Origin of the sequence: Brevibacterium sp. S22, assembly GCF_004745485.1 — a bacterium.
Taxonomy (GTDB): domain Bacteria; phylum Actinomycetota; class Actinomycetes; order Actinomycetales; family Brevibacteriaceae; genus Brevibacterium.
In genome coordinates, this window is record NZ_RHFG01000002.1 from 351,782 (window position 1) to 376,170 (window position 24,389).

At 66.7% G+C, this 24,389-nt stretch carries 21 protein-coding genes; 16 read left to right on the forward strand and 5 right to left on the reverse strand.

Translation table 11 applies throughout. The features are described from left to right. Positions 1 to 4: 4 nt before the first annotated feature. The 8 genes from glyA (at position 5) to EB835_RS03930 (ending at position 9,584) form a co-directional block, all read left to right on the forward strand. Positions 5 to 1,372: a serine hydroxymethyltransferase gene (gene glyA / locus EB835_RS03895; protein ID WP_135808143.1), complete on the forward strand. Its 1,368-nt coding sequence runs from the start codon at positions 5 to 7 to the stop codon at positions 1,370 to 1,372. Further along, a complete protein-coding gene (locus EB835_RS03900) occupies positions 1,372 to 2,589 on the forward strand; it encodes a sarcosine oxidase subunit beta family protein (protein ID WP_135808144.1) in 1,218 nt (405 codons plus the stop codon). Before glyA ends, EB835_RS03900 begins: the two co-directional genes overlap by 1 nt. Positions 2,590 to 2,621: 32 nt before the next feature. Then, positions 2,622 to 2,912, forward strand: coding sequence for a sarcosine oxidase subunit delta (locus tag EB835_RS03905; protein ID WP_135808145.1), 291 nt, complete (start codon positions 2,622 to 2,624; stop codon positions 2,910 to 2,912). Continuing rightward, entirely contained in the window at positions 2,909 to 5,818 is a 2,910-nt protein-coding gene (locus tag EB835_RS03910) for a glycine cleavage T C-terminal barrel domain-containing protein (RefSeq protein ID WP_135808146.1), read from the forward strand. The genes EB835_RS03905 and EB835_RS03910 overlap by 4 nt, the downstream gene beginning before the upstream one ends. Further along, entirely contained in the window at positions 5,811 to 6,494 is a 684-nt protein-coding gene (locus EB835_RS03915; RefSeq protein ID WP_135808147.1) for a sarcosine oxidase subunit gamma, read from the forward strand. The genes EB835_RS03910 and EB835_RS03915 overlap by 8 nt, the downstream gene beginning before the upstream one ends. Next, positions 6,494 to 7,921 carry an L-serine ammonia-lyase gene (locus EB835_RS03920; protein WP_135808148.1) on the forward strand — a complete coding sequence of 476 codons (1,428 nt, stop codon included), beginning with the start codon at positions 6,494 to 6,496 and terminating at the stop codon, positions 7,919 to 7,921. Before EB835_RS03915 ends, EB835_RS03920 begins: the two co-directional genes overlap by 1 nt. Before the next feature lie 64 nt (positions 7,922 to 7,985). Then, positions 7,986 to 8,840 (forward strand): formyltetrahydrofolate deformylase, encoded by an 855-nt coding sequence (gene purU / locus EB835_RS03925; protein WP_135808210.1) that lies wholly within the window; start codon positions 7,986 to 7,988, stop codon positions 8,838 to 8,840. A 69-nt stretch (positions 8,841 to 8,909) separates the two neighbouring features. After that, complete coding sequence (locus EB835_RS03930) at positions 8,910 to 9,584, forward strand: GntR family transcriptional regulator (RefSeq protein ID WP_205749861.1); 675 nt, start codon at positions 8,910 to 8,912, stop codon at positions 9,582 to 9,584. 100 nt (positions 9,585 to 9,684) lie between these two features. On the opposite strand, the gene EB835_RS03935 is transcribed toward EB835_RS03930, so the two are convergent. Both EB835_RS03935 and EB835_RS03940 read right to left on the reverse strand, forming a co-directional pair. Then, positions 9,685 to 10,500, reverse strand: coding sequence for a MerR family transcriptional regulator (locus tag EB835_RS03935; protein ID WP_135808149.1), 816 nt, complete (start codon positions 10,498 to 10,500; stop codon positions 9,685 to 9,687). 89 nt (positions 10,501 to 10,589) lie between these two features. Next, positions 10,590 to 11,093 (reverse strand): GyrI-like domain-containing protein, encoded by a 504-nt coding sequence (locus tag EB835_RS03940; RefSeq protein ID WP_135808150.1) that lies wholly within the window; start codon positions 11,091 to 11,093, stop codon positions 10,590 to 10,592. Between the two features lie 208 nt (positions 11,094 to 11,301). Here EB835_RS03940 and EB835_RS03945 point away from each other — a divergent pair, with 208 nt between their 5' ends. Together EB835_RS03945 and EB835_RS03950 are read left to right on the forward strand one after the other, a co-directional pair. Then, entirely contained in the window at positions 11,302 to 12,828 is a 1,527-nt protein-coding gene (locus EB835_RS03945) for a protoporphyrinogen/coproporphyrinogen oxidase (RefSeq protein ID WP_135808151.1), read from the forward strand. Beyond that, positions 12,825 to 13,760: a dihydrodipicolinate synthase family protein gene (locus EB835_RS03950; protein ID WP_135808152.1), complete on the forward strand. Its 936-nt coding sequence runs from the start codon at positions 12,825 to 12,827 to the stop codon at positions 13,758 to 13,760. The genes EB835_RS03945 and EB835_RS03950 overlap by 4 nt, the downstream gene beginning before the upstream one ends. On the opposite strand, the gene EB835_RS03955 is transcribed toward EB835_RS03950, so the two are convergent. Beyond that, positions 13,705 to 14,694, reverse strand: coding sequence for an Ldh family oxidoreductase (locus EB835_RS03955; protein ID WP_135808153.1), 990 nt, complete (start codon positions 14,692 to 14,694; stop codon positions 13,705 to 13,707). The genes EB835_RS03950 and EB835_RS03955 overlap by 56 nt on opposite strands. A 36-nt stretch (positions 14,695 to 14,730) precedes the next feature. Then, positions 14,731 to 15,654: an IclR family transcriptional regulator gene (locus tag EB835_RS03960; protein WP_135808154.1), complete on the reverse strand. Its 924-nt coding sequence runs from the start codon at positions 15,652 to 15,654 to the stop codon at positions 14,731 to 14,733. A gap of 238 nt (positions 15,655 to 15,892) precedes the next feature. Between EB835_RS03960 and EB835_RS03965 the strand changes: the two genes are divergently transcribed. Together EB835_RS03965 and EB835_RS03970 are read left to right on the forward strand one after the other, a co-directional pair. Further along, positions 15,893 to 17,503, forward strand: a complete 1,611-nt coding sequence (locus EB835_RS03965) for a GMC family oxidoreductase (protein ID WP_135808155.1) — start codon at positions 15,893 to 15,895, stop codon at positions 17,501 to 17,503. Next, complete coding sequence (locus EB835_RS03970) at positions 17,500 to 19,026, forward strand: aldehyde dehydrogenase family protein (RefSeq protein ID WP_135808156.1); 1,527 nt, start codon at positions 17,500 to 17,502, stop codon at positions 19,024 to 19,026. The genes EB835_RS03965 and EB835_RS03970 overlap by 4 nt, the downstream gene beginning before the upstream one ends. A gap of 144 nt (positions 19,027 to 19,170) precedes the next feature. Here EB835_RS03970 and EB835_RS03975 read toward each other — a convergent pair whose 3' ends face one another. After that, entirely contained in the window at positions 19,171 to 20,409 is a 1,239-nt protein-coding gene (locus EB835_RS03975) for a PucR family transcriptional regulator (RefSeq protein WP_135808157.1), read from the reverse strand. 241 nt (positions 20,410 to 20,650) lie between these two features. On the opposite strand from EB835_RS03975, the gene EB835_RS03980 reads away from it, so the two are divergent. The 4 genes from EB835_RS03980 to EB835_RS03995 all read left to right on the forward strand — a co-directional run bounded on the left by EB835_RS03980 (position 20,651) and on the right by EB835_RS03995 (position 24,330). Beyond that, complete coding sequence (locus tag EB835_RS03980; protein WP_135808158.1) at positions 20,651 to 22,150, forward strand: long-chain-fatty-acid--CoA ligase; 1,500 nt, start codon at positions 20,651 to 20,653, stop codon at positions 22,148 to 22,150. A 116-nt stretch (positions 22,151 to 22,266) separates the two neighbouring features. Beyond that, positions 22,267 to 22,821, forward strand: coding sequence for a GNAT family N-acetyltransferase (locus EB835_RS03985; RefSeq protein WP_135808159.1), 555 nt, complete (start codon positions 22,267 to 22,269; stop codon positions 22,819 to 22,821). A 204-nt stretch (positions 22,822 to 23,025) separates the two neighbouring features. Continuing rightward, complete coding sequence (locus EB835_RS03990; protein ID WP_240688531.1) at positions 23,026 to 23,868, forward strand: ABC transporter ATP-binding protein; 843 nt, start codon at positions 23,026 to 23,028, stop codon at positions 23,866 to 23,868. A 270-nt stretch (positions 23,869 to 24,138) separates the two neighbouring features. After that, a complete protein-coding gene (locus tag EB835_RS03995) occupies positions 24,139 to 24,330 on the forward strand; it encodes a hypothetical protein (RefSeq protein ID WP_135808161.1) in 192 nt (63 codons plus the stop codon). The last annotated feature ends 59 nt before the right edge of the window (positions 24,331 to 24,389 follow it).

Genomic DNA, 24,389 nt, shown 5'->3' on the forward strand with positions numbered 1-24,389 from the left:
ATCCATGACAGAGCAACTCGCAAACCCCGCCGAAGCCGGCACGACCGAGACCTTTGCCAGCCGCCAACCTGTCGAGCTGAACACCAGCCTCGCCGAACTCGATCCCTCGATTGCCGGTTTCATCGACGCTGAACTGGCCCGGCAGCGCGAAGGGCTGGAGATGATCGCCTCGGAGAACCACACCGCCGCGGCAGTCATGGAAGCACAGGGATCGGTGCTGACGAACAAATACGCTGAAGGGTACCCGGGACGCCGCTACTACGGCGGCTGCGAACACGTCGATGAGATCGAACGCATCGCCATCGACCGCGTCAAGGCCCTCTTCGGCGCGGAGTATGCGAACGTCCAACCGCACTCCGGCGCCCAGGCCAACGCCTCGGTCATGCACGCCCTCATCCGTCCCGGCGACACCGTCCTCGGACTCAACCTCGCCCACGGGGGCCACCTCACCCACGGGATGAAGATCAACTTCTCCGGTCGCCTCTACAGCATCGTCCCTTACGGCCTCGATGCCGAGACCGGCCGCGTCGACATGGACGAGGTCGAACGTCTGGCCAAGGAGCACCAGCCGAAGCTCATCGTCGCCGGCTGGTCGGCGTACTCCCGGCAGCTCGACTTCGCTGAGTTCCGGCGCATCGCCGATGAGGTCGGCGCCTACCTCATGGTCGACATGGCCCACTTCGCCGGTCTCGTCGCCGCCGGCCTCCACCCCTCGCCCGTTCCGCACGCCCACGTCGTGTCCTCGACGACGCACAAGACGCTCGGCGGACCGCGCGGCGGCATCATCATCACCAACGATGCGGACATCGCGAAGAAGATCAACTCCGCCGTCTTCCCCGGGCAACAGGGCGGGCCGCTCGAACACGTCATCGCCGGAAAGGCCGTGGCCTTCGGCCTGGCCGCCACGGACACCTTCGTCGACAAGCAGAAGCGGACCCTGGCCGGTGCTGCGGAGCTTGCTCGCCGCCTGACCGAACCCGATGTCGCCGACCGCGGAATCTCCGTGCTCACCGGAGGCACCGATGTCCACCTCGTCCTCGTCGACCTGCGCAACTCCGTGCTCGACGGCGCACAGGCCGAAGATCTGCTCGCCCAGATCGGGATCACCGTCAACCGAAACGCCGTACCCGACGACCCCCGACCACCGATGGTCACCTCCGGTCTGCGGATCGGCACCCCGGCCCTGGCCAGTCGCGGCTTCGGATCCGGAGCCTTCGCCGAGGGGGCCGACATCATCGCCGAGGTGCTCAAGGCCGGCACGAACGAGGACGGAGCGAGCCCCGAGACCATCGCCTCCTTAAGCGAACGCGTCACCCGGCTGGCGAACGACCACCCCCTGTACCCCACCCTCACCGAGATCGGAGCACGCTGATGGCAGACCAGCTTCCCGAACACCCCGACTTCCTGTGGCGCAACCCCGAGCCGAAGAAGTCCTACGAAGCCGTCATCATCGGCGGCGGCGGACACGGCCTGGCCACCGCCTACTACCTGGCGAAGAACCACGGGATGACGAACATCGCCATCCTCGAGCGCGGGTGGCTGGCCGGGGGCAACATGGCCCGGAACACGACGATCATCCGCTCGAACTACCTCTGGGACGAATCCGCGGCGATCTACGAGAAGTCTCTCAAGCTCTGGGAGCAGCTTCCCGAGGAACTCGACTACGACTTCCTCTTCTCCCAGCGCGGCGTGCTCAACCTCGCCCACACCCTCCAGGACGTTCGCGAATCCCAGCGCCGCGTCAACGCCAACAAGCTCAACGGCGTCGACGCCGAATGGCTCGACCCCAGCCAAGTCAAGGAAGTCTGCCCGATCATCAACATCGGCGACGACCTGCGCTACCCCGTGATGGGCGGGACCTACCAGCCGCGCGCCGGCATCGCCAAGCACGACCATGTGGCCTGGGCCTTCGCCCGCAAGGCCGATGAGATGGGTGTCGACATCATCCAGAACTGCGAGGTCACCGGCATCGAACGCATCGGCGACAAGGTCGTCGGCGTGCAGACGAACCGCGGACCGATCGCCACCGAGAAGGTCGCGCTGGCCGTGGCCGGCGACTCCTCGGTGCTCGCCGATATGGCCGGGATCCGCCTGCCGATCCAGACTCACCCGCTGCAGGCGCTGGTCTCCGAACTCTTCGAACCCGTGCACCCGACCGTGGTCATGTCCAACCACGTCCACGTCTACGTGTCCCAGGCGCACAAGGGCGAACTCGTCATGGGCGCCGGCGTCGACTCGTACAACGGCTACGGTCAACGAGGCGGCTTCCACGTCATCGAGGAGCAGCTGGCGGCCGCGGTCGAGCTCTTCCCGATCTTCGCCCGCGCCCATGTGCTGCGCACCTGGGGCGGCAACGTCGACGTCACCCTCGACGCCTCACCGATCGTGTCGAAGACGGAAGTCCAGGGACTCTACGCCAACTGCGGCTGGGGCACCGGCGGCTTCAAGGGAACCCCTGCGGCGGGCTTCACCTACGCCCACACCATCGCCAACGACGAACCCCACCCGCTCAACGCCCCGTTCGCCCTCGACCGCTTCGAAACCGGCCACCTCATCGACGAACACGGCGCCGCCGCCGTGGCGCACTGAGCGAGTCGACGCACCGGACTGAAAGGACCGACATGCTGCTCATCCACTGCCCGAACTGCGGGCCGAGGGACGAAACCGAATTCCACTACGGCGGACAGGCGCACGTTCCCTACCCCGAGGACCCGTACGCCCTGACCGACAGGGAATGGGGCGAATACCTCTTCTACCGTGAGAACAACCGCGGTGCCTTTGCCGAGATGTGGAGCCACAGTGCCGGCTGCCGGAAATGGTTCAACGCCGTCCGCGACACGGCCACCTACGACTTCACCGCGATCTACCCGATGGGATCGCCCCGTCCCGACACTCAAGGAGAGGTTCGATGACGAACACCACCCGTCTGCCCGGTGCCACCGGCATCGACACCAGCCGTCCGATCGACTTCACCGTCGACGGAGCGACCTACTCGGGCTTCGCCGGTGACACCATCGCCAGCGCGCTCATCGCCGCAGGCCGCATCGACTGCGGCAACTCCACCTACCTCGGCCGGGCCCGCGGCGTCCTCGGCGCCGGCGTCGAGGAGTCCAACGCGCTCGTCCGCGTGCACTCCCGGTTCCCCGGTGATGTCTCCGAGTCGATGCTGCCCGCCACCCGCGTGGCCATCGTCGAGGGACTCGAAGCCGACTACCTCGCCGGGCTCGGCATCCTCGACCCCGGCCAGGACGAACTGACCTATGAGCACAAGCACGTGCACACCGACGTCCTCATCGTCGGCGCCGGCCCTGCCGGACTCGCTGCCGCCCGCGAAGCCGGCAAGTCCGGTGCCCGCACGCTGCTGCTCGATGACCAGTCCGTGCCCGGCGGCTCCCTGCTCTCGGCAGGACCGGCCACCGCCGAGACCATCGACGGCCAGGACGCCACAGACTGGGTCGAATCCACCGTCGCCGGATTCGCCGAGCACGAAGAGCTCAGCTACGTCCCGAACACCACGGTCTTCGGCAGCTACGACTCGAACTACTTCGTCGCCCTCGAAGACCGCACCGAAGCCGTCGCCGCCGCCGGCGGCCGCGGAGTGCGCCAGAAGGTCTGGCACATCCGCGCCGGCCAGGTCGTGCTTGCCACCGGCACCCACGACCGTCCGATCGTCTTCGCCGACAACGACCGCCCGGGCATCATGCTCGCCTCGGCCGTGCGCACCTACCTCGGCCGCTATGGCGTGGCCGCAGGACAGACTGTTGCCGTGGCGACCACGAACGACTCCGCCTACGACCTCGTGGCCGACCTCCACGCGGCAGGCATCACCGTTCCCGCGGTCATCGACTCCCGCCCGACCGCCTCGGCAGTGGCCGAATCCGTCACCGCGGCCACAGGCACCCGCCTCATCCTCGGCTCCGCCGTCACCGGCACCGCCGGTGAGGGGCCGACGGGTCGCATCAGCGCGATCACCGTCGCCTCCCTCGACGACGACGGCGTCGCTGCTGCTGAGAGCGAAGAGATCGCCGTCGACCTGCTCGCGGTGAGCGGCGGACACTCGCCGGTCATCCACCTGCACGGCCAGCGCAGGGGAAAGATCCACTGGAACACCGACATCGCGGCCTTCGTGCCCACGACCCCCGTCCGCGACCAGTTCACCGTCGGAGCCGTGACCGGGGACTATTCCCTCGAATCGGCACTGCGTCAGGGCGCCGAGGCAGGCAACCAGGCTGCGAACCGCACCGGCTTCCCGGCCGCGCTCAGCGTCCCTGCGGCCTCCGCGATGGCCTATGCTCCGGCCCGCCCGCTGTGGCTGGTCACCTCGGCGAATGACGATCACACGAACCTGACCACGCACTTCATCGACTTCCAGCGTGACCAGACCGTCGCCGACGTGCAGCGGGCCATGGGCGCGGGCATGCGCTCGGTCGAGCACATCAAGCGCTACACCTCGATCTCGACGGCGAACGATCAGGGCAAGACCTCAGCGGTCAACGCCATCGGCGCGATCGCCTCGGTGCTGGGGAAGGCCGACGACCTCGGACAGGTCGGACACACGACCTTCCGCGCACCGTTCGCCCCGGTCCCGTTCGCGGCACTGGCCGGACGGCGCAAGGGCGAACTCTTCGACCCGGCCCGAGTCACCTCGATCCACCCCTGGCACGTCGCCCACGGCGCCGAATTCGAAGACGTCGGCCAGTGGAAGCGGCCCTGGTACTACCCGAAGCCGGGTGAGGACATGGACGCGGCGGTGCTGCGCGAAGGCAAGGCCGTGCGCGAATCCGTCGGCTTCCAGGACGCCTCGACGCTCGGCAAGATCGAGATCCGCGGAAAGGATGCGGGCGAGTTCCTCGGCCAGATCTACACGAACGGCTTCAAGAAGCTCAAGGTGGGCAAGGGCCGCTACGGGCTGATGTGCAAACCCGACGGCATGATCTTCGACGACGGCGTGACCCTGCGCGTGGCCGAGGACCGCTACTACATGACGACGACCACCGGCGGAGCGGCGACCGTCCTCGAATGGCTCGAGGAATGGCACCAGACCGAATGGCCCGAACTCGACGTCGTCTTCACCTCGGTGACCGAACAGTGGTCGACCGTCGCCGTGGCCGGACCCCGGTCACGCGACGTCATCGCGAAACTCGCCCCGAACCTCGACGTGTCGAACGAGGCCTTCGAGTTCATGGGCTTCCGCGAGACGACATTGGCGAACGGCATCCCCGCACGGATCTGCCGGATCTCGTTCTCCGGCGAACTCGCCTTCGAGATCAACGTCGACACGTTCTACGGTCTGACCGTCTGGGAGGCCGTCGCCGAGGCGGGTGCCGAGTTCGACATCACCCCGTACGGGACCGAAGTCATGCACGTGCTGCGTGCCGAGAAGGGCTTCATCATCGTCGGCCAGGACACCGACGGCACCGTGACCCCACAGGATGCGGGCATGGAGTGGATCGTCTCGAAGCTCAAGGACTTCATCGGCAAACGCTCCTACACCCGGGCCGACAACGTCAAGGAGGACCGCAAGCACCTCGTGGGCGTGCTCCCGGTCGACGGGACGACACGTCTGGCCGAAGGCGCCCAGCTCATCACCTCGGGCACCCCGGTCACCCCGGAGGAGGGACCGGTGCCGATGATCGGCCATGTCACCTCGTCCTACATCTCGCCGTCGCTCGACCGGCCCATCGGGCTCGCCCTCGTCGAGAACGGCCGCAACAGAGAAGGTGAGGTCGTCCAATCCCCGCTGGGGGACACCCTGGTCGACGTCGAGATCACCTCGCCCGTCTTCTACGATCCGGAAGGGAACCGCCGCGATGGCTGACACCACCTATTCCACTGACACCCTCGTCACCCCCGAATCCCTCGATGACCTCCGGGTCTCCCCGGCAGCGCATCTGTCCGAGGCGATGGTCGATGCGAGTGCCGCCGGGGGTCGCCGGGTCGCCCTGCGCGAGCTGCCGTTCTCCGTCCAACTCGGTCTGCGGGCGCATCCAGATTCGGCATCCGGGCGTGCTCTCGAAGACGCCTTCGGCCTGCCGCTGCCGGGTCGGGTCGGTGAGGTCACCGGAGACAGCGCAGGACTGCACATCCTGTGGCTGAGCCCCGACGAGTTCCTCGCCGTCGACGTCTCCCGGCAGCAGCAGCCGGGCGAGACGCTCGTCGCCGAGGCGGGACTCGAAGGACTGCCCGGACAGGCCGTCGACCTCTCCGCCAACCGCACGATTCTCCAGCTGTCGGGCTCGAAGGCCCGGGAGGTGCTCGAGAAGAGCTGCCGTGCCGACCTCCATCCGCGCGCCTTCGGTGTGGGAACGGCGATCGTCACGGCGCTGGGACCCGTCCCGGTCATCCTCCACCACTCCTCGGTGCTCGAATACCGTGTCTACCCGCGGGCGAGCTTCGCGGACTTCGCCGTCCGCTGGATGCTCGACGGAATGGCCGAGTTCCTCGTCGGTGAGGTCGATGCAGCGGGTGCCGGCGCCGCGGAGGGGAGCGGCTGATGGCACTCGGGGTCCTCGATCTCTTCTCGATCGGCATCGGCCCCTCCTCCTCCCATACGGTGGGGCCGATGCGGGCGGCACTGCGGTTCGTCGATGAACTCGAAGAGCAGGGTCTCCTGCACCGGGTCCGCCGGGTCCGCGTCGGACTCTACGGTTCGCTGGCCGCGACCGGCATCGGGCACGGTTCGGATTCGGCGGTGCTCGTCGGGTTGAGCGGTTTCGATCCAGAGACGCTCGACCCCGACCAGGTGGGCCCGCTGGTCGAGGAGGTCAAGAGCCGACGCAAGCTCCACCTCGGCGGGCGCCTGGTCATCGAATTCGAACCCGAGACCGACTTGGTCCTCCACTTGAGGAAGAACCTGCCCGGCCATCCCAACGGGATGCTCATCCGCGCCGAGGCGGGCGACGAGGTCATCGAGCGCGAATACTACTCAGTCGGCGGGGGTTTCGTCGTCACCGCCGAGGAGCTCGCGGCCGACAAGGACGCCGCCGAGACGATCGAGGCCTCCGAACAGGCAGTGCAGCAGGACACCGCCGCGGGGGAGAAGCAGCAGACGATCGAGTTCGCCACGGCCGATGAGCTCCTCGCCCGCTGCCGGGAGCACGGACTGAGCATCGCCGAGCTCATGGCCGTCAACGAACGTGTGACTCGCACGGATGAGCAGCTGCGGGAGAAGCTGTTGGCGATCTGGGCGGTGATGCGCGAATGCGTGCACAACGGGTGCACGCGGGAGGAGACGACTCTGCCCGGCGGGCTCAAGGTGCGCAGGCGGGCCCCGGAGCTGGCTGCGAAGCTCGAAGACGCCGAGTACAAGGCCTCCGGTTCGCTCGACGCCCTCGAATGGGTCAACCTCTACGCCTTGGCCGTCAACGAGGAGAACGCCTCGGGTGGGCGGATCGTCACGGCCCCGACGAACGGGGCCGCGGGGATCATCCCCGCGGTGCTCCATTACATGGATCGCTTCGTCACCGATGCGGACATGTCCGATGACGCCGTCGTGAAGTTCCTGCTCACCGCCGGGGCGATCGGGATCCTGTTCAAACGCAATGCCTCGATCTCTGGCGCCGAGGTGGGCTGCCAGGGAGAGGTCGGATCGGCCTGTGCGATGGCTGCCGCGGGACTGTGTGCCGTCCTCGGCGGAACACCTGAGCAGGTCGAGAACGCCGCCGAGATCGGTCTCGAGCACAACCTCGGGCTGACCTGTGACCCGGTCGGCGGACTCGTCCAGGTTCCGTGCATCGAACGCAACGCGATCGCCTCGGTGAAGGCGATCAACGCCGCCCGCCTGGCGATGCACGGCGACGGCACTCACCGGGTCAGTCTCGATCAGGCGATCGAGACGATGCGGCAGACTGGTGCCGATATGAAATCGAAGTACAAGGAGACCTCGCGGGGCGGTCTGGCCGTCAACGTCGTCGAATGCTGACCGCCCTCGGGTCTCTGTGCACCACCCCTCTCACTTTCACACCACTGAACAGGAAGACATGGACATGCAGGATTTCATCTTCACCCTCGAATGCGACGAGCGCCCGGGCATCCTCCACTCGGTGACCGGGGCGCTGCTCACCCACGGCGGTGACATCAAGGAACTCAAGCAGTTCGATGATCAGCATGCGCAGCGGCTGTTCCTGCGCATCGACTTCAGCGTCTCCGCGGAGCCGGGCAACGGCATCGAAGCGCTGCGGGCGGACTTCGAATCGATCGGGCAGGAGTTCGACGCGACCTGGCAGCTGTGGCCGCAGGGTGAGAAGCGTCGGGTGCTCATCATGGTCTCGAAGTTCGAGCACTGCCTCAATGACCTGCTCTTCCGCGCCCAGATCGGCGAACTGCCGATCGAGATCGCGGCGGTGGTGTCGAATCATCCAGATCACCGTGAGCTCGTCGAATGGCACCGCGTCCCGTTCTTCCGGATCCCGGTGACGAAGGATACGAAGCCCGAGGCGGAGGCGAAGCTGCTTGAGCTCGTCGATCGTTTCGAGGTCGATCTCGTCGTGCTGGCCCGCTATATGCAGGTTCTCTCCGATGACCTGGCGCGCGAGCTCACCGGTCGGGCCATCAACATCCACCACTCGTTCCTGCCCTCGTTCAAGGGCGCCAAGCCCTACCACCAGGCGTGGGAGCGGGGAGTGAAGACCGTGGGTGCGACCGCGCACTTCGTCAACAGCGAACTCGACGAGGGCCCGATCATCGCCCAGCAGCTCGTCGAGGTCGACCATTCGTTCGCGCCCGAGGACCTCGTGGCAGCCGGTCGCGATGCCGAGTGCAAGGCGTTGTCGAACGCTGTGAAGTGGCACTGCGAAGGCCGCGTGTTCCTCTCAGGCAGAAGGACCGTCGTCCTGCGGTGAGGCGGCGTGGGATGCGTTCGTTCTGCCGGCACCGGGGTGCGCCGCCTCGGCGAGGTTAGACTGACGAGCATGACTGAGTCCGCAGGTGAACCCGGTGTGCGCATCGGTGATCAGGTGTTCGAGGCGATGCAGGCGAAGATCCTCAGCGGTGAGTATCCCAGCGGTCATCGCCTGCGCATCCGCCAGCTCGCCGCCGAGCTCGGCACGTCCGTGATGCCGGTGCGCGAGTCGATCGCCCGGCTCGAGGAGGTCGGGCTCGTCGAGACCAGCCCGCACCGCGGCGGGATCGTCAAGGCCTTCACCGCCGAGGAGCTTCTGCAGATCTACGCCGTGCGCCTGCTGCTCGAGGTCGAGGCGACGGTGAATGGCGTCGAGGCATTGGACGAGGTGGGACGGGCGCGACTCGACGAGGAGTTCACAGCGATGGAGTCCGCGCTCGCGGCCGGGGACGCCGCGGCGTACCTCGACCATGACGAAGAGCTTCTGTCCGTCATCTACTCCGCCGTCGGCAATCCCGTTCTCGTCGACACCATCCGGATGCTGTGGCTGCGGTGCCGAGCCTATAAGCTCGTCGGCGCTCGCCGGGCGCTCGAATCCGGCGACCTTCAGTCGCTGCTCGAGCATCAGCGCCGCCTGATGGACGCCGTCGATGCCGGTGACGCCGAGGCGGCCCGTGTGGCTGCTGAGAATTCGCTGTCCGATGCGATCGTGCGCATCCGCAGCGTGCTCGACAAGCAGAACTGAGTCGCCGCCCGCGGCAGGGCTGAAGCCGGCGGGCTTGCTGGAAGTCCTTGACGGCGAACCGTGCTTGAACTGAGGAAGCGGCGTTCCGAAAGGACCGGGCTCAGTCTGCGTGCACCGGAAGCACCACCTCGCAGTCGGGGACCTGTCCGGCGGTGAACGGAGCGTAGAACTCCCGCGGCGGACCCGACCGGGTGAGTCCGAGCTGCTTCGCTCGAGTCGCAACGGCGTCGAACGCTCCGAGGATCCGAGGGAACTGCACGTCTGCGCGGCGCACGGGAGTGAACAGCTGGGTCTGGGCGGATTCGACGCGATGTGCCCGTTCCGAGTGACGAATGGGCACGCAGATCTCGATAGGGCCGTCCGACTCCCAACCGACTTGGCCGTGGTAGATGACGAAGAGGGGGCCGGCGATTCCGCCGCGATCACTCGCAAGCGCGATGAGTCGGTCGGCACATGTATGAATGACCTCCGGGAGCTCCTTGGCTGAGGTGTGGCGAGTCGAGGTCAGTACCGGCAGCCTCGGTGACCTGCGGCTCTTCACGTCGTACCCCGGAACCGGTGGCTGCTCATCACCGTCGAGAGACCCGCGGTCGACGGCGTGTTCGAGGAATCGTGCCAGTGTCTGTCGTCTGTCGTGCTCGACTGATGCCGCCTCGCGATGACGCGCGATCATCTCCGCCCGGTCGTGGGCAGGCAAGGTGAGCAGGTCGCCGATCTCAACCAGCGACATATCGATGCGCCGGAGCATCGAGATCAGCCGGGCAGTATTGACCTGATCCCTGCTGTACCTGCGGTACCCGGTGACCGGGTCCACGGAGTTCGGCGACAGCAGTCCGTTGCTGTCATAGATCCGCAGAGCCTTCGGCGAGAGCCAGGTGGCGGTGGAGAATTCGCCGATCGACAGGTGACCGGTCATCCGTGCCTCCTGCTCAGCTCGACGGTGCGCTCCCTCATCTTGGCGAGTATAGGCCAGCGGTCGTCGGAGTTTGCCGAGCGTTTCCCCTCTCATACCGTCATGAACAGCAGCTCGGTCACCCATTTCGATGGATCGGGCTCCTCACTCGGGTCTGTGAGGAAGTGCTCGGCGTGGCCGGTCCACGGCATACCGTCTGCGTCAACCGGGGTGCTCAGATCTCGTCCTTCGGCCTCGGCCCACACTCGGATCTTCTCCTGGGCGGCGGGGATTCCGTCTGGTGAACCGACATGGCGGCCGACGACGTAGACCCCGGCGGGCAGGTAGCCCAACTGCAGTCCGGTGGAGGGGGTGACCGCCTCGGCGAGGGGAACGCCGACGGTGAGATCGACGGGGTCGCTCGGGTCCCCGACGAATCGATAGACGTAGAGTGGCCCGCCCGCGGGGGCGGTCTCATGCTCCGCGAGCCACTGATAGATCCGGGGGATCGTGTCGTTGGGGCCATCTGGAGCGCCGAATTCAGTGAATCGAGCGGTGAACGGGATCCCGATATAGGGGATCTCTGGGCGCTGCTGCACGGAGATGTCGAGTGTCATGGTGATGCTCCTTCGGGTGGTCGTCCTGTTGATCACGAGTCGCGGACCCGCTGGTTTCCACTGAAGGGCCTGCCCCTGGGGCAAGGTCAAGGAAACGGTCGAAATCGACGCCGAGAAGCTCTTGCCGACTAATGTGATCACATTTTAGAGTGTGGGCAGGAGCCGATGCGACGGAGCATCGGCGCGTGCGATTAAGGGGGTGTTCCCCATGAAGGATGCGGTCATCGTCGGAGGCGGACTCGCGGGACTGTCCGCGGCTTGGCGGCTGCGGAACTGGGATATCACGCTGTTGGAATCGAGCCATCGAGTCGGCGGACGGATTCGTTCGGAAAACCGCGGCCGATACTTCCTCAACTGGGGCGGACATATGTTCGCCGGAGGGAAGTCATCGACGAACGAACTCATCACTGAGACCGAGACGCGCACGAGTGAGATCCCCGGGTCCCTGTCGGCGATCTCGATGAACGGCAAGCTGCTTCTGAACGGTCCGGTCCAGTCCTATCCGTTCCGGATCCCGATGGCGATGAAGGACCGAGTCTCCATGGTCAAGGCCGGGGCCAAGGTCTCCGCCGACGTCCTCCGCTACGCCCAGGCCGTGCGCCTGCGCCCGAACGAGACCGCCGAGGCCCGCCAGCAGCGCATCTACGACTTCGAGAACGACCGGTCATTCGCCGACTACATCGGGGAACTCTCCGAAGACGCCGAGGCGATGTTCCGACCCACGATCACCCGCTCGGCCGCCGACCCCGACGAACTCGCCGCCGGTGCCGGCATCGGCTACTTCAGCCTCGTGTGGAACATCGGCCAGGGACTCAACCGCAGCATCAGCGGAGGGCCGTCCAACCTCGTCGAATCGATCGCCGCCCCGCTGCAGGAGGACATCCGCCTCGACGCGAAGGTCCAGGAGATCGTCCACAAGAAGGACCACGTCGTCGTCCGCTACCGGCAGGACGACATCGACCACGAGATTGAAGCGCTCACCGTCGTCCTCGCCACCCCGGCCACCGTCGCCCACCGGGTCGCGGTCGACCTGCAGGAGGACAAGCGTGAGGCACTCGGCAAGATCGTCTACGGCCCCTACGTCTCGGCGGCGTTCCTCACGAATGAGACGGAACCGCAGCCATGGGACGGCGCGTACGGCATCGCGACCCCGAAGCGCTCCTTCAACGTCGTGATGAACCAGGGCAATATCGTCCGCGGGACCGAGACCGAACGCCAGCCCGGCGGCAGCATCATGACGTTCTCACCGGCGAGCCTGGCCCGCAGGCTGCTCGACCTCGACGATGCGGACATCCTCGACACGTACATCTCCGACCTCGACGAGGTGCTGCCCGGCTTCGCCGGAATGGTCGCCGAGGCGCAGGTGCAGAGATGGCGGACGGGAGCACCGTACTGCTTCCCCCGCCGGGGGAAGCTCCAACCGGCACTGACCTCCCTGTCCGGGCGGGTGTTCCTCGCCGGCGACTACCTCGGAACCCTGTACACAGAGACGGCGATCAGCTCCGGGCTCACCGCCGCCCAGCAGGCCGCGAACATCCTCGCCACCGCGCGGCAGACCAGGCGACACCACCCGGTCCAGCACCCCGACGAGAACGAACCGCCACGCCACGATGAGGGGACCGCCTCGGCGCGGGAGACGACGACGGGGATCACCCCGCACACCCGCCACATGAGCGCCCCAACACCATCAGCCACAGCGACAACCACAGCATCGACGAACTCGGAGGCATCATGACCACTCAACTGCGCGGCGTCCTCACCGCCCTGACCACCCCCTTCGACGCCGAGGAGAACATCAACTTCGACGTTCTCAGCCGCATCGTCGACCGTTCGATCAACGGCGGAGTCGACGGACTCGTCGTCGGCGGATCGACCGCCGAATTCGCCACGATGACCGCCGAGGAGCGGGAGACGATGGTCGAATTCGTCATCGACCGTGCCGCCGGCCGCGTCCCCGTCGTCGCACAGACCGGGGCGACGACCACCCGCGAGGCCATCCGCCAGTCGAAGGCCGCGCAGGCCGCCGGTGCCGACGTGCTCATGATCGTCACCCCCTACTACGAGCCGCTCACCCTGGCCGAGACCCTCGACTACATCCGCACGGTCGCCGCTGCCGTCGACATCGACGTCATGCTCTACAACATCCCCGGAGCCACCGGGGTCAACCTCGACCCGGACACAGTCCTCACCCTCGCCGAGGAGATCCCCAACGTCCGGTACATCAAGGATTCCAGCGCGGACTGGGAACAGGGACTCAAGCTCATCCACCACCACAGCGACGTCATCGGCACCTTCATCGGCTGGGATTCCTACATCTACTCCGGCCTCGTCGAAGGTGCCGCCGGAATGGTCGCCGGTGCCGCGAACGTCGTTCCGGCCGAGATCGTGTCCGTCTCTGCGAAGATCGTGGCCGGCGACCTGGCCGGGGCACTCCAGGAGTGGAAGAGGCTCTACCCGGTCATCGACGCGATGATCTCCGAACCCTTCATCCAAGCGGTCAAGACCGGACTCGAACTCCAGGGCGAACCCGTCGGGTCACCTCGGCGTCCGATGGCCGACACCGACCCCGATGCCAGGGACCGGATCAAGAGCGCGCTTGCCGGGCTGAGGCTCAGCGCCTCGTCTTCTCGACGAGACGCGCGTGCACTTCGGCCGGGAGTTCGATGACCTCGAGGTTGCGCTTCCGGCCGAAGTCGATGCCGAAGTCGCGGTTCAGCCGGTCGAGGTGCGATGCGATGCGATCGGTGTAGCCCGGGTCGAAGGCGTCAGCGGCGATCGCGATGACGAAAAGTCCAGTGCCCGGACTGTCCTCGCCGCTGTCGAAAGCAGGCGCATCGACGGAGAAACGACCTCCGCCGTGGACGGAGAGCAGTTCGACCATGAGCGCGATATTGCTGCCCTTGACCCCACCGAACGGCAGCAGGGAACCGGCGAGGGCAGCCTCTGCATCGATCGTGGCCGACCCGTTCGGGTCCTGCGCCCACCCCTCGGGGATCGGTTCTCCTCGGTCCGCGGCATGACGGATCTTCACCCATGCGGTCTCACTGCTCGCCTGATCGAACATGCGTGGACCGTCGGGGTGCGGGACGGCGAAGGAGTAGGGGTTTGTCCCGGTGGCTGCGCGCGTCGATCCGAACAGCGACATCAGTGCCGGCGAATCGGCTCCCGCGATCGCCAGCAGGCCATGGTCTGCGAGTCGGCTCGTATAGTAGCCGAGCTCCCCGGCGGTGAAGGCATTGGCGATGTTGAGGATGGAGATGCCGAACTTCGCCGAGGACGCGGCGAAGGCCTCGACCACCTCGTCGAAGGCGAGCTGCGCGATGCCTCGATCGGCATCGACATGATGAGCGGCAGGCAGGGGATTCGATACCGTCGGACTCGCCTGCCCGTTGATTCGACCGGCTTCGAGCCCGTCGAGGTAGTCGAAGAGATGCGCAGTGCCGACGGCGGTCTTGCCCCGTCGCTCGGCTGCCACTGTCGCCTCCGCCAAGGACTGCGTCAGTGCGGGTGACCCGCCGGCCGCGGCGATTGCTGGGATGCACAGGTCCCGCAGCTCGGTGACTGTCAGGGACACGATCGGGGAGGCGGAAGTCTCTGGCATGCCCTTCACGCTACCCGACACCGCCCGTGGCTCACCTCAGAGGTCACCGGCGTCCGGGGCCGGATCGGAATGGGAGCTCAGCGCCTCGGCGATGGCCTTCGCCTCCCGGCGCAGCAGAGCGACGAGACGTTCGACCCGTGAACCGGTGATGCGGTCGGCGATCGACGCGATCGACAGTGCCGCACGCGGGCGGGAGCCGCGGATGCGCAGCGGCACCGCCACCGCCCACGACCCCTTCGCGAAGAGCCCCGGGTTGTGGACGAAGCCGTCGATTCGGGCCTGATCGATGATGTCGCGCAGGTGAGGAACGGAGACCTTCGGATACCTCTCGGCGAGGATCTCGGCGTTGGCCTCGAACTGGGCGTCCACCTCGGCGGGGGAGAGCTCGGAGAGGATCGCCAACGATCCCGCACCGATGCCCAGCGGGTGTCGGTCGCCCACGGACAGGGCGTTGTTGAAGATCTCGCCGAAGCCCTCCTCGCGGCGGGCGCAGATCGAATAGCTGCCGGTGCGCAGGGTGAGGAACACGGTGTCCTGACTGAGCTCGGCCAGACGCAGCAGACTCGACTCGGATTCTGTGACCAGCGGATCCACTGATTTCTGTGCGAGTTGGCCGAGGATCTGCGATTGCACGCCGAGGCGGTATCCGCCCTCTTCGAGGCGCTCGACATAGCCCATGGTGATCAGCGCTTGGAGCATGCGGTGGACGCTGGCCTTCGGGCGGCCGCTGATCGAGGCGAGCTCTGACAGGCTCGCCCCCTCGCGACGTTCTCCGGCGATGAGACCGACGAGGTTGAGCAGCGTCAGCGCGCGTTGGATGCTCTGTGCGCCCGTGCCCGGTTCGAGGCTGTCGACGGCATGGGCGACATTGAACGAAGCCGACCGGCGCAGAAGCCGACCGCGCATCTTGATGCGATACTCCTCGCGGAGGTCCTCATTCGAATCGGCGCCGTTGTGCATGCCTCCATTATGGCCCGTGCATGTCCGGGAGCCGACCGCAGACTCAGGGGAACCGGCTGTCGGTGGGCCGCCTAGGCGAGCTGACCTGGAGCGATCCCCCTCCCCGGGGATCGGGGACCATTTGTGGTTCGGTCACAATCGACGGCCGTGAAGTCTGGGTCGACTGACGAAGCATCCTTGCTGTGTTCTGCACCACACTCGAATTGCACAGAAGCAATGACGCAACAGTGAGGACATCATGTACGACTACATCGTTGTAGGAGCAGGATCAGCCGGATGTGTGCTGGCCGCACGACTGAGCGAAGACCCGGACGTCAAGGTCGCGCTCATCGAAGCCGGAGCCGCCGACACCGCCGACGAGATCCACATCCCAGCCGCATTCAGCACCCTGTTCAAGAGCCAGTGGGACTGGGATCTCGACACCGAACCGGAACTCGAACTCCACCGCCGCCGCGCCTACCTTCCCCGCGGCAAGATGCTCGGCGGGTCGAGTTCGATGAACGCGATGATCTACATGCGCGGCAACCAGGCCGACTACGACCAGTGGGCCGCCGACGGTGCCGAAGGCTGGTCCTATGACGAGGTGCTTCCGTACTTCCGCAAGGCCGAGTCCAATGAACGCGGTGCTGATGACTTCCACGGAGCCGACGGCCCGCTGACCGTGTCCGAGAGCCGGTCGATGAATCCGCTGTGCGACGCCTGGGTCGACGGTGCCGTCGAAGCCGGCTACCCGCACAACGAGGACTTCAACGCCGGCGAGCAGCTCGGCGTCGGCCGGTTCCAGACGACTCAGCGAGGCGGCATGCGCTGTTCCACCGCCGTCGCCTACCTGCACCCGGTGGCGGACCGGAAGAACCTCACCGTCATCACCGACGCCCACGCCCGGAAGGTCGTCTTCGAGGGACAGCGCGCCGTCGGCGTCGAGATCGAACGCTACGGCGAGATCGAGGAGATCCGCGCCGAACGCGAGGTCGTCCTCTCGGCCGGTGCCTATGGGTCGGCCCACCTGCTCCTGCTCTCCGGAGTCGGACCGGCCGCCCAGCTCGACGCCTTCGGCATCGAGGAGGTCGCGGACCTGCCGGTCGGCGAACGGATGCAGGACCACTATATGGTCATGCTCAACTACACGACCGAACTCGAAACGCTCAAGACCGCCGTCTCTCCGGCCAACGCCGAACTCCTGCAGACCGAAGGCCGCGGCCCCCTGACCTCGAACATCGGCGAGGCCGGCGGCTTCTTCGAAACCCGTGACGGGCTGAATGGCCCCGATGTGCAGTTCCACTCCACCCCCTGCCTCTTCGCCGAGGAGGGACTGGGCGCCCAGACGGTCCAGGGCCTGGCAGCCGGACCCTGCGTGCTCAAACCCACGAGCACCGGAACGCTCACCCTGCGCTCGCCCGACCCACACGTCGCCCCGCGGATCCTCCACAACTACCTCGGATCCGATGAGGACAAGCAGAGCATCCTCGCCGGTCTGCGCATCGCGCTGAGCATCGCCTCCCAGCCGGCGATGCAGAAGGTCATCTCCGGCGACCACATCGTGCCGGACGGAACGAGCGACCAGGAGCTGCTCGAATTCGCCCGCCAGGTCGGCCAGACGCTCTACCACCCGACCTCGACCTGCTCGATCGGCCACGTCGTCGACCCTGAGCTCAAAGTCATCGGCGTCGAAGGTCTGCGCGTCGCCGACGCCTCGGTGATGCCGACCGTCGTGCGCGGCAACACGAACGCCCCGACGATCATGATCGCCGAGAAGGCCGCCGACCTCATCGGGTCCGACGGCACCACCACAACCACCGTCGCCGAGGCGACCACCCCCACCACGCAGAAAGAGGAGGTTCCGGCATGACCGAGATCCCCAGCTACCGCATGTACATCGACGGCCAGTGGGTCGACACCCCTGAAACCCATGCGATCACCTCGCCGGCCACAGGCCAGACCGCCGCCCGAGTCGCCTTCGGCGGAGTCGAGCACGCCGATGCCGCAGTCGCCGCTGCCGCCGCCGCTCATAAAGAGGGCACCTGGTGGAACATGACGCCTGATCAGCGCGCAGACATCCTTGATCGGATCGCCGCGAGCATGGAGGCCAAGGCCGACCGACTGGCAGCCCTGGCGACCGCCGAGAACGGAGTCACCGTGCGTACCGCCGGCGCCTTCCACATCGGACTCGGCACCGCGAACCTGCGAGTCTTCGCAGGCATGGCCCGCGGCTTCACCCCCGAACAGGACAATCCGCTGGCCCCCGAGTCACCGGATTCGCGGGCGACCATCCGCCGCGAACCCATCGGCGTCTGCGCAGGAATCGTACCCTTCAACTTCCCCCTCGTCCTCGCGGGATGGAAGCTCGGACCGGCACTGGCAGCGGGCAACACCTTCGTCCTCAAAGCCGACGAGAACACCCCGCTGACCCTGCTCGAACTCGCCCGCTCGGCCGAAGAGGCAGGCCTGCCGCCCGGCGTCCTCAACGTCATCACCGGTCCCGGTGAGACCGTCGGCGCCCGCCTCGCCGAACACCCGGACGTGCGCAAGATCGGCTTCACCGGATCCACCGAAGTCGGCAAGTCCGTGCAGCGCGCAGCCGCCGACAACCTCAAGAAGGTGACCCTCGAACTCGGCGGCAAGGGACCGAACATCATTCTCGACGATGCGGACCTCGACGCCGCGATCGACGGCTCGATCTTCGCGTTCCTCATGTACTCCGGCCAGGTGTGCGAATCCGGCACCCGACTGCTCGTACCCAATTCCCGCAAGGACGAGATCGTCGACCGCCTCATCACCCGTCTGAAGGACGTGCGGATCGGCGATCCCACTGACCCCGCCTCGGACATGGGCCCGGTCGCCTCGGCCGACCAGAAGGCCAGGGTCGAGCGCTACCTCCAGATCGCCGCCGAGGAGGGAGCGACCCTGGCCTACCGCGGAACCCTTCCCGAGGGGCAGATGTTCGAGAACGGTGCGTGGGTGCCGCCGATCGTGTTCACCGATGTCACCAACGACATGCGCATCGCCCGCGAAGAGGTGTTCGGACCCGTGCTCGTCGTCATCGGCTACAACGATGTGGCCGAGGCGGTCGAGATCGCCAACGACAGCGATTACGGACTCTCCGCCGGAGTCTGGGGCTCCTCCGAGCGTGCCCGCGTCGTCGCCGCCGAACTCGAAGCCGGCACGGTGTGGGTCAACGACTGGCACGCGGGCTTCCCGTTCAACCCGTTCGGCGGCTACAAGCAGTCCGGCATCGGCCGGGAGCTCGGTCCCGACGCCCTGGCCGAATACACGCAGGTCAAGTCCGTCCACGAAAGCCTCGACAACGACTGGGCCAAACACGGCTACGCTCTCGTGCTGCCGGCTCCCGCACAGGTCCCGGCCGGCGTCTGAGGTCAGTGACCGGCCTGAGCCGGACCGAACCCCGCGCCGAGGTGGTCCTCCCGAAATCTGGGAGGTGCCGCCTCGGCGCGGGGTTTCGCTGTTCGGGTGTGAGCGCCCGGGATCAGGGCGGGATCACCTCGGCGCGGGGATTCCTCATCTGTGGGACGGGGTCCTGGCGTGGGCGGTGAGCATGCGGATGGCCACGATCGTCTCCTGCAGATCCGTGAAGCTGCGGACATTGCGGCCGGTGCGCTCGGCCGCCGAGTCGACGCGGTAGTACGCGGTGTTCACATGCACGTGGAGGCGCTCGGCCGCGAGCTTCGCATTGAGATCGCAGGCCGCGTACTCGAGCAGCGTCTCGATGAGGACCCCGCCCGCGGCGAGGTCGTCCTCGACGAAGCGACGCAGCTCGGGACGGATGAGCCGGTGGGCCACCTCGTCGTCGAGGGTGACGAGATAGTCGAGCGGGGTGAGCACGTGCAGCGACCGGACGCCCGGGGCCCCATCGAGGCTCTCCCGGGCGAGCACGGCCTCCCGGTATGCCTCGGGCACTCGGTCGAGGCCTTCGTGGACGGTTGACGTGCCTACGCACAGGTCGGTGCCGTGGCGGGCCAACTCCTGATGGACCCGTTCGAGATCGGCCAGGGTGGTGGACCCGTCGGAGGTCACCGGGGTGATGCCGACGATCTGGTCCTGGAGGACCACGGCGATGCCGCGTCGGCCGACGTCGAAGACCGAGCGCAGGGCCGTGACGACCTCGCGCAGACCCCGATCATCACGCAGCGGCGTCTGTGAGGTGGCCGTGGCGACGAGCACGCGCGAATCCGGGCGGAGGTCGGACACCTCGGCGAGGTCGGCGCTGGGCCCCGGTGCCAGACGTCGGCCCGACAGCAGGTCATCGACGAGGTCGCGGCGGACCCGGTCGCCCTCGGCCATGTCGAGCTGCTGGGTCTCGAGGTAGGCGACCGCCCCGACGGAGCTGCCGACCTCGATGACGCTCATGACGTGGATGGCGATGTGCAGCGCCTCGTCGCGGGTCTCCTGTTCGGAGTCCGAGGCGTCGACGATCGCCTCCCACAGGGTCTCCTGACCGATCCGGAATCCGGTGAGGAAGTCCGGCAGTGTCACACCCTGCCGCAGCCGGCGCCTGGCCTGGGAGGCGGTGATCGGGAAGTCCTCGGCCGTGGCGCGGCGTCCCTCCTCCAAAGGGGTGAGTGCGGCTTCGAAGACGGTGTACGTGTGTGCGGTGAGGTCCTCGGCGAGGCTCTTGTCCGGACTGCGGGGATAGGCAGGCACCTCCCGCCAGGTGCGGCTGACCGACCGCTGGACCGTGGCCGGCAGCGATGCGCGGACACGATCGACGATGCGTAAGACAAGCGGATTTGCGACCATACGATCAGCATACGATCTGTTCTTGTTGTTCGGCCACAAGTGACGGCTCGCGATTCTGTCGTACATCCCGTTGTCCACGGTCGCCGACAGCGGCAGAGTGGGCGATATAGGGCCGAACGGCGGAAGTCGATTCCGGTCCGGAGCCGACTCTTCTCCTGTGCTGGGACCACAACCAGTGGTGGTTCCGATTGCACCAGCACCGAGCCGATCAAAGACGAACGAATCAAGCCTGGAGGAAGCCATGACCAACCTGGCCGACAATCTCACCGTCACCGCGAGCCGACACGGTGACCGACCTGCCGTCCGCCTCGGCGATACTGCGCTGACGTATACGCAGCTGCAGGATCGTGCCCAGCGGGTTGCGACCCTGCTCACGCAGAGGGGAATCGGACCCGGCGACCGTGTCGGACTCGTTCTGCCGAACGTCCTCGAATTTCCCGTTCTCTTCTATGGTGCGCTGTCCGTCGGTGCGATCGTCGTACCGATGAACCCGCTGCTCAAGGCACGCGAGGTGGAGTACTACCTCGAGGACTCCGGCGCCGCGATCGTCTTCGCATGGAAGGACATGGCAGGCGAGGCGGGCAAGGCTGCGGCCGCCGTCGGCATCGAATGCGTCAGCGTCGACCCCGCCGACTTCGCCGATCAGCTGTCCGCCTTCGATCCCACTGCGGAGGTGGTGTCCCGCGCCGACGACGACACCGTCGTGCTCCTCTACACCTCGGGCACCACCGGTCAGCCCAAGGGTGCGGAGCTCACCCACTTCAATATGATGACCAACGCCGCCGTGACCGCTGAGACGCTCATCCACCTCACCGAGACCGATATGGTCATGGGTTGCCTGCCGCTGTTCCACTGCTTCGGCCTGACCTGCGGACTCAACGCCTCCGTGCTCAGCGGTTCCTGCCTCGCCCTCATCCCGCGCTTCGACCCGATCGAAGCCCTTGAGACCATCCAGGGTGCGCAGGTCAGCGTGTTCATCGGTGTGCCGACGATGTACGCACGCATGCTTCATGCCGAGGGTCGCGAGTCCTTCGACGTGTCCAGCCTGCGCTCGTGCATCTCCGGCGGATCGGCGATGCCGGTCGAGGTGATGAAGAACTTCGAGTCCGCCTTCGACTGCATCATCCTCGAAGGGTACGGGCTGTCCGAGACCTCGCCGGTGGCGTGCTTCAACCAGCCGGGAATGGAACGCAAGACCGGCACCATCGGAGTCCCCGTGCGCGGCGTCGAGATGAAGCTCGTCGACGATGACGGCAACGACGTCGCCGTGGGTGAGGTCGGCGAGATCGCGGTCAAGGGCGAGCCCGTGATGAAGGGCTACTGGGAGCGTGAGGCTGCGACGGAGGAGGCCATCCGCGACGGATGGTTCCACTCCGGCGACCTCGCCGAACAGGACGCCGACGGCTACTTCACGATCGTCGATCGGAAGAAGGACCTCATCATCCGCGGCGGCTACAACGTCTACCCGCGTGAGGTTGAAGAGGCACTGTATGAACACGAGGCCGTCGCCGAGGCGGCCGTGATCGGCATCGCCAACGACGACCTCGGCGAGGAGGTCGGTGCCGCCGTCGCGCTCAAGGCCGGCAGCAGCGTCGACGCCGAGGCGCTGCGAGCCTTCGCGAAGGACCGCATCGCCGCCTACAAATACCCGCGCAATGTGTGGATCGTCGACGAACTGCCCAAGGGGCCGACCGGCAAGATCCTGCGCCGTGAGATCTCCGCTCCGGCGGAGCACGCTTGAGCCGTGTGAAGCGGCGGGGAGACGGTCGGCCTGAGGGGCTGTGACCATCGTGACATCCGGGAACATCGCGAGCAGTTCGAAGCGTTGCACCGGTGAACTCGCGAAAGGATCCGCTCATGACCGTACCTGCGACCGCCTCGGCGTCCTCTTCTGCGCCCGATTCTCGGCAGCGCTTCGTCCGCATCGCCTACGACGATCCGCTCGGGGCTCCGCTGCTCGATGACCTCGAGCGCGAATACGACGAGCGGTACGGAGACGTCCACGAACAGCCCGCGCGGACCGAGATCCTGCGCTATCCTCCTGAGGCGTTCGCGGCTCCCACCGGGGCATTCATTCACCTGCTCGAAGACGAAGAACCGATCTCGGGCGGAGCATTCATGCGCTTTGATGAGTCCACTGCCGAGTTCAAACGGATCTGGACGCACTCCGACCATCTTGGTCGAGGGCTCGCCAGCCGTGTGTTGGCCGAACTCGAGGCCGAAGCCCTCCGGCTCGGCTACACGCAGGTGTATCTGACCACGGGACCCCGCCAGCCCGAGGCCGTTCGCCTCTATCTCAAGAACGGCTACACCCCGCTCTTCGACTCGACACTCGAAGCCGAGGAGATCGGCATCCACGGTTTCACGAAGGACCTCACGAGCCTCGGGGAAATCGACAAGACTGCCGGCTGAACCGGCGGGGCAGTCAACTGAGCTGGCGTGGTATCCGCCGGCGAACCCAGATCCAGGATGTGGAACGTCGGTATCTCGGGGCGGCGGCCGCCTCGGCGAAAGGGGTCCTAGAATCGAATGGGCCCAGCCGCAGACAGCGGCCCGGGCTCAAGTAGCCTCCCGCCGGGAGAGCCTGTGAACGATGATGCGAAAGGTGAGTGCGACGTGGCCGAGACCGTCCTCGACATCGCCGATGTGACGTTCCGACGTGGGCAGACTCAGATCCTGCACGGGATCGATCTGCGCATCGCCGCCGGCGAGCACTGGGTGCTCATCGGACCCAACGGGGCCGGAAAGTCGACCCTGCTCAGCTTCGCCTCGGCGCAGGTGTTCCCGACCTCGGGAACGGTCGACATCCTCGGCGAGAGGATGGGGCGGGTCGAACTCGCCGCGCTGCGCCGCCTCATCGGCCACGTCAACCCGCGCCACCCGCTGCGCTCGAACCTGTCCGTGACCGAGGTCGTCCTCACTGGGCTGACCGGCACCATCGAACGCCCGATGCGCTGGGAACCGAGCGACGATGACCTCGCGAGGGCCGAGGCCCGCATCGCCGAGGTGGAGCTGTCCGCCCGCGCCGACGCCGGGTGGAAGGTGCTGTCCCAGGGCGAGCGTGGCCGCGCCCTCGTCGCTCGCGCCCTCATCGCCGATCCGCAGCTGCTGCTCTTCGACGAGCCGACCACCGGCCTCGACGTCGCCGCCCGCGAACAGCTGCTCGAGACCATCGACGACCTCTCCGTGCGCTCACCGGAACTGGCGACCGTGCTCGTCACCCACCATCTCGAGGAGATCCCCGAGACCACCTCGCATGCCGCACTCATCTCCGACGGCCGACTGACCGCGGCGGGCCCCATCGCCGAGGTGCTCACCTCCGAGCAGGTCTCTGCCGCCTTCGACCATCCGATCGAGGTCGGCTTCGCCGACCGACGGTGGTCGGCGCGTGCGGTGAGGTCGGCGCGAGCTGTGTGGCCAGCCCGCGCTGTGGGGGACGCTCGGTCCGTGACGCCGTGACGCCGTGACGCCGTGACGCCGTGACGCCGTGACGCGTCGCTGACGCAGCTGCGTTCGGCTGACAGCTGCTGGCTCGGCGGCTCACCACTTTTGGTACGTCAACCCTGTTCGCGTACAGATGTGTCGGACCAAAAGTGAAGTCGGTATGGACGAAATGTGGTGCGACCCGTACGCGGTGTGATGGCAGACAGCTCGCCGCGTCGCTGAGGATCGGCTGGGATCGTGACCGCTGTCATTGCGCCGGTTCCCGCGCGGGCCTAGGCTTGAGGTATGAAGATGAGTACCGTGTGGAGCATCATCGGCGCGATCATTGCCATCATCATCGCGTGGTGGGTGGTCAACGTCGCGTTCTCGATCGCGTGGTTCCTCGTCAAGGCCATCATCGCCGTCGTCGTTGCGGTCGCCATCTTCGGCCTCATCAAGGGCTCGCTGAAGTCCAAAGACCGCGACCGAACACGCTGACGTCGGCACGGGCTGACTCAGCAGGGCTGATCGGGAGGGCCCGAGGAGCTTTCGCCGAG

What these genes read in the sequence shown, in the direction of transcription:
- EB835_RS03980 (WP_135808158.1), top strand. Translation starts at nt 20,651, where the DNA reads ATGACCAACCTGGCCGACAATCTCACCGTCACCGCGAGCCGACACGGT.
- EB835_RS03905 (WP_135808145.1), top strand. Translation starts at nt 2,622, where the DNA reads ATGCTGCTCATCCACTGCCCGAACTGCGGGCCGAGGGACGAAACCGAA.
- EB835_RS03940 (WP_135808150.1), bottom strand. Translation starts at nt 11,093, where the DNA reads ATGACACTCGACATCTCCGTGCAGCAGCGCCCAGAGATCCCCTATATC.
- EB835_RS03985 (WP_135808159.1), top strand. Translation starts at nt 22,267, where the DNA reads ATGACCGTACCTGCGACCGCCTCGGCGTCCTCTTCTGCGCCCGATTCT.
- EB835_RS03910 (WP_135808146.1), top strand. Translation starts at nt 2,909, where the DNA reads ATGACGAACACCACCCGTCTGCCCGGTGCCACCGGCATCGACACCAGC.
- EB835_RS03950 (WP_135808152.1), top strand. Translation starts at nt 12,825, where the DNA reads ATGACCACTCAACTGCGCGGCGTCCTCACCGCCCTGACCACCCCCTTC.
- EB835_RS03935 (WP_135808149.1), bottom strand. Translation starts at nt 10,500, where the DNA reads ATGACCGGTCACCTGTCGATCGGCGAATTCTCCACCGCCACCTGGCTC.
- EB835_RS03970 (WP_135808156.1), top strand. Translation starts at nt 17,500, where the DNA reads ATGACCGAGATCCCCAGCTACCGCATGTACATCGACGGCCAGTGGGTC.
- EB835_RS03945 (WP_135808151.1), top strand. Translation starts at nt 11,302, where the DNA reads ATGAAGGATGCGGTCATCGTCGGAGGCGGACTCGCGGGACTGTCCGCG.
- EB835_RS03955 (WP_135808153.1), bottom strand. Translation starts at nt 14,694, where the DNA reads ATGCCAGAGACTTCCGCCTCCCCGATCGTGTCCCTGACAGTCACCGAG.
- EB835_RS03975 (WP_135808157.1), bottom strand. Translation starts at nt 20,409, where the DNA reads ATGGTCGCAAATCCGCTTGTCTTACGCATCGTCGATCGTGTCCGCGCA.
- EB835_RS03915 (WP_135808147.1), top strand. Translation starts at nt 5,811, where the DNA reads ATGGCTGACACCACCTATTCCACTGACACCCTCGTCACCCCCGAATCC.
- EB835_RS03960 (WP_135808154.1), bottom strand. Translation starts at nt 15,654, where the DNA reads ATGCACAACGGCGCCGATTCGAATGAGGACCTCCGCGAGGAGTATCGC.
- EB835_RS03930 (WP_205749861.1), top strand. Translation starts at nt 8,910, where the DNA reads ATGACTGAGTCCGCAGGTGAACCCGGTGTGCGCATCGGTGATCAGGTG.
- EB835_RS03900 (WP_135808144.1), top strand. Translation starts at nt 1,372, where the DNA reads ATGGCAGACCAGCTTCCCGAACACCCCGACTTCCTGTGGCGCAACCCC.
- EB835_RS03965 (WP_135808155.1), top strand. Translation starts at nt 15,893, where the DNA reads ATGTACGACTACATCGTTGTAGGAGCAGGATCAGCCGGATGTGTGCTG.
- EB835_RS03995 (WP_135808161.1), top strand. Translation starts at nt 24,139, where the DNA reads ATGAAGATGAGTACCGTGTGGAGCATCATCGGCGCGATCATTGCCATC.
- glyA (WP_135808143.1), top strand. Translation starts at nt 5, where the DNA reads ATGACAGAGCAACTCGCAAACCCCGCCGAAGCCGGCACGACCGAGACC.
- EB835_RS03920 (WP_135808148.1), top strand. Translation starts at nt 6,494, where the DNA reads ATGGCACTCGGGGTCCTCGATCTCTTCTCGATCGGCATCGGCCCCTCC.
- purU (WP_135808210.1), top strand. Translation starts at nt 7,986, where the DNA reads ATGCAGGATTTCATCTTCACCCTCGAATGCGACGAGCGCCCGGGCATC.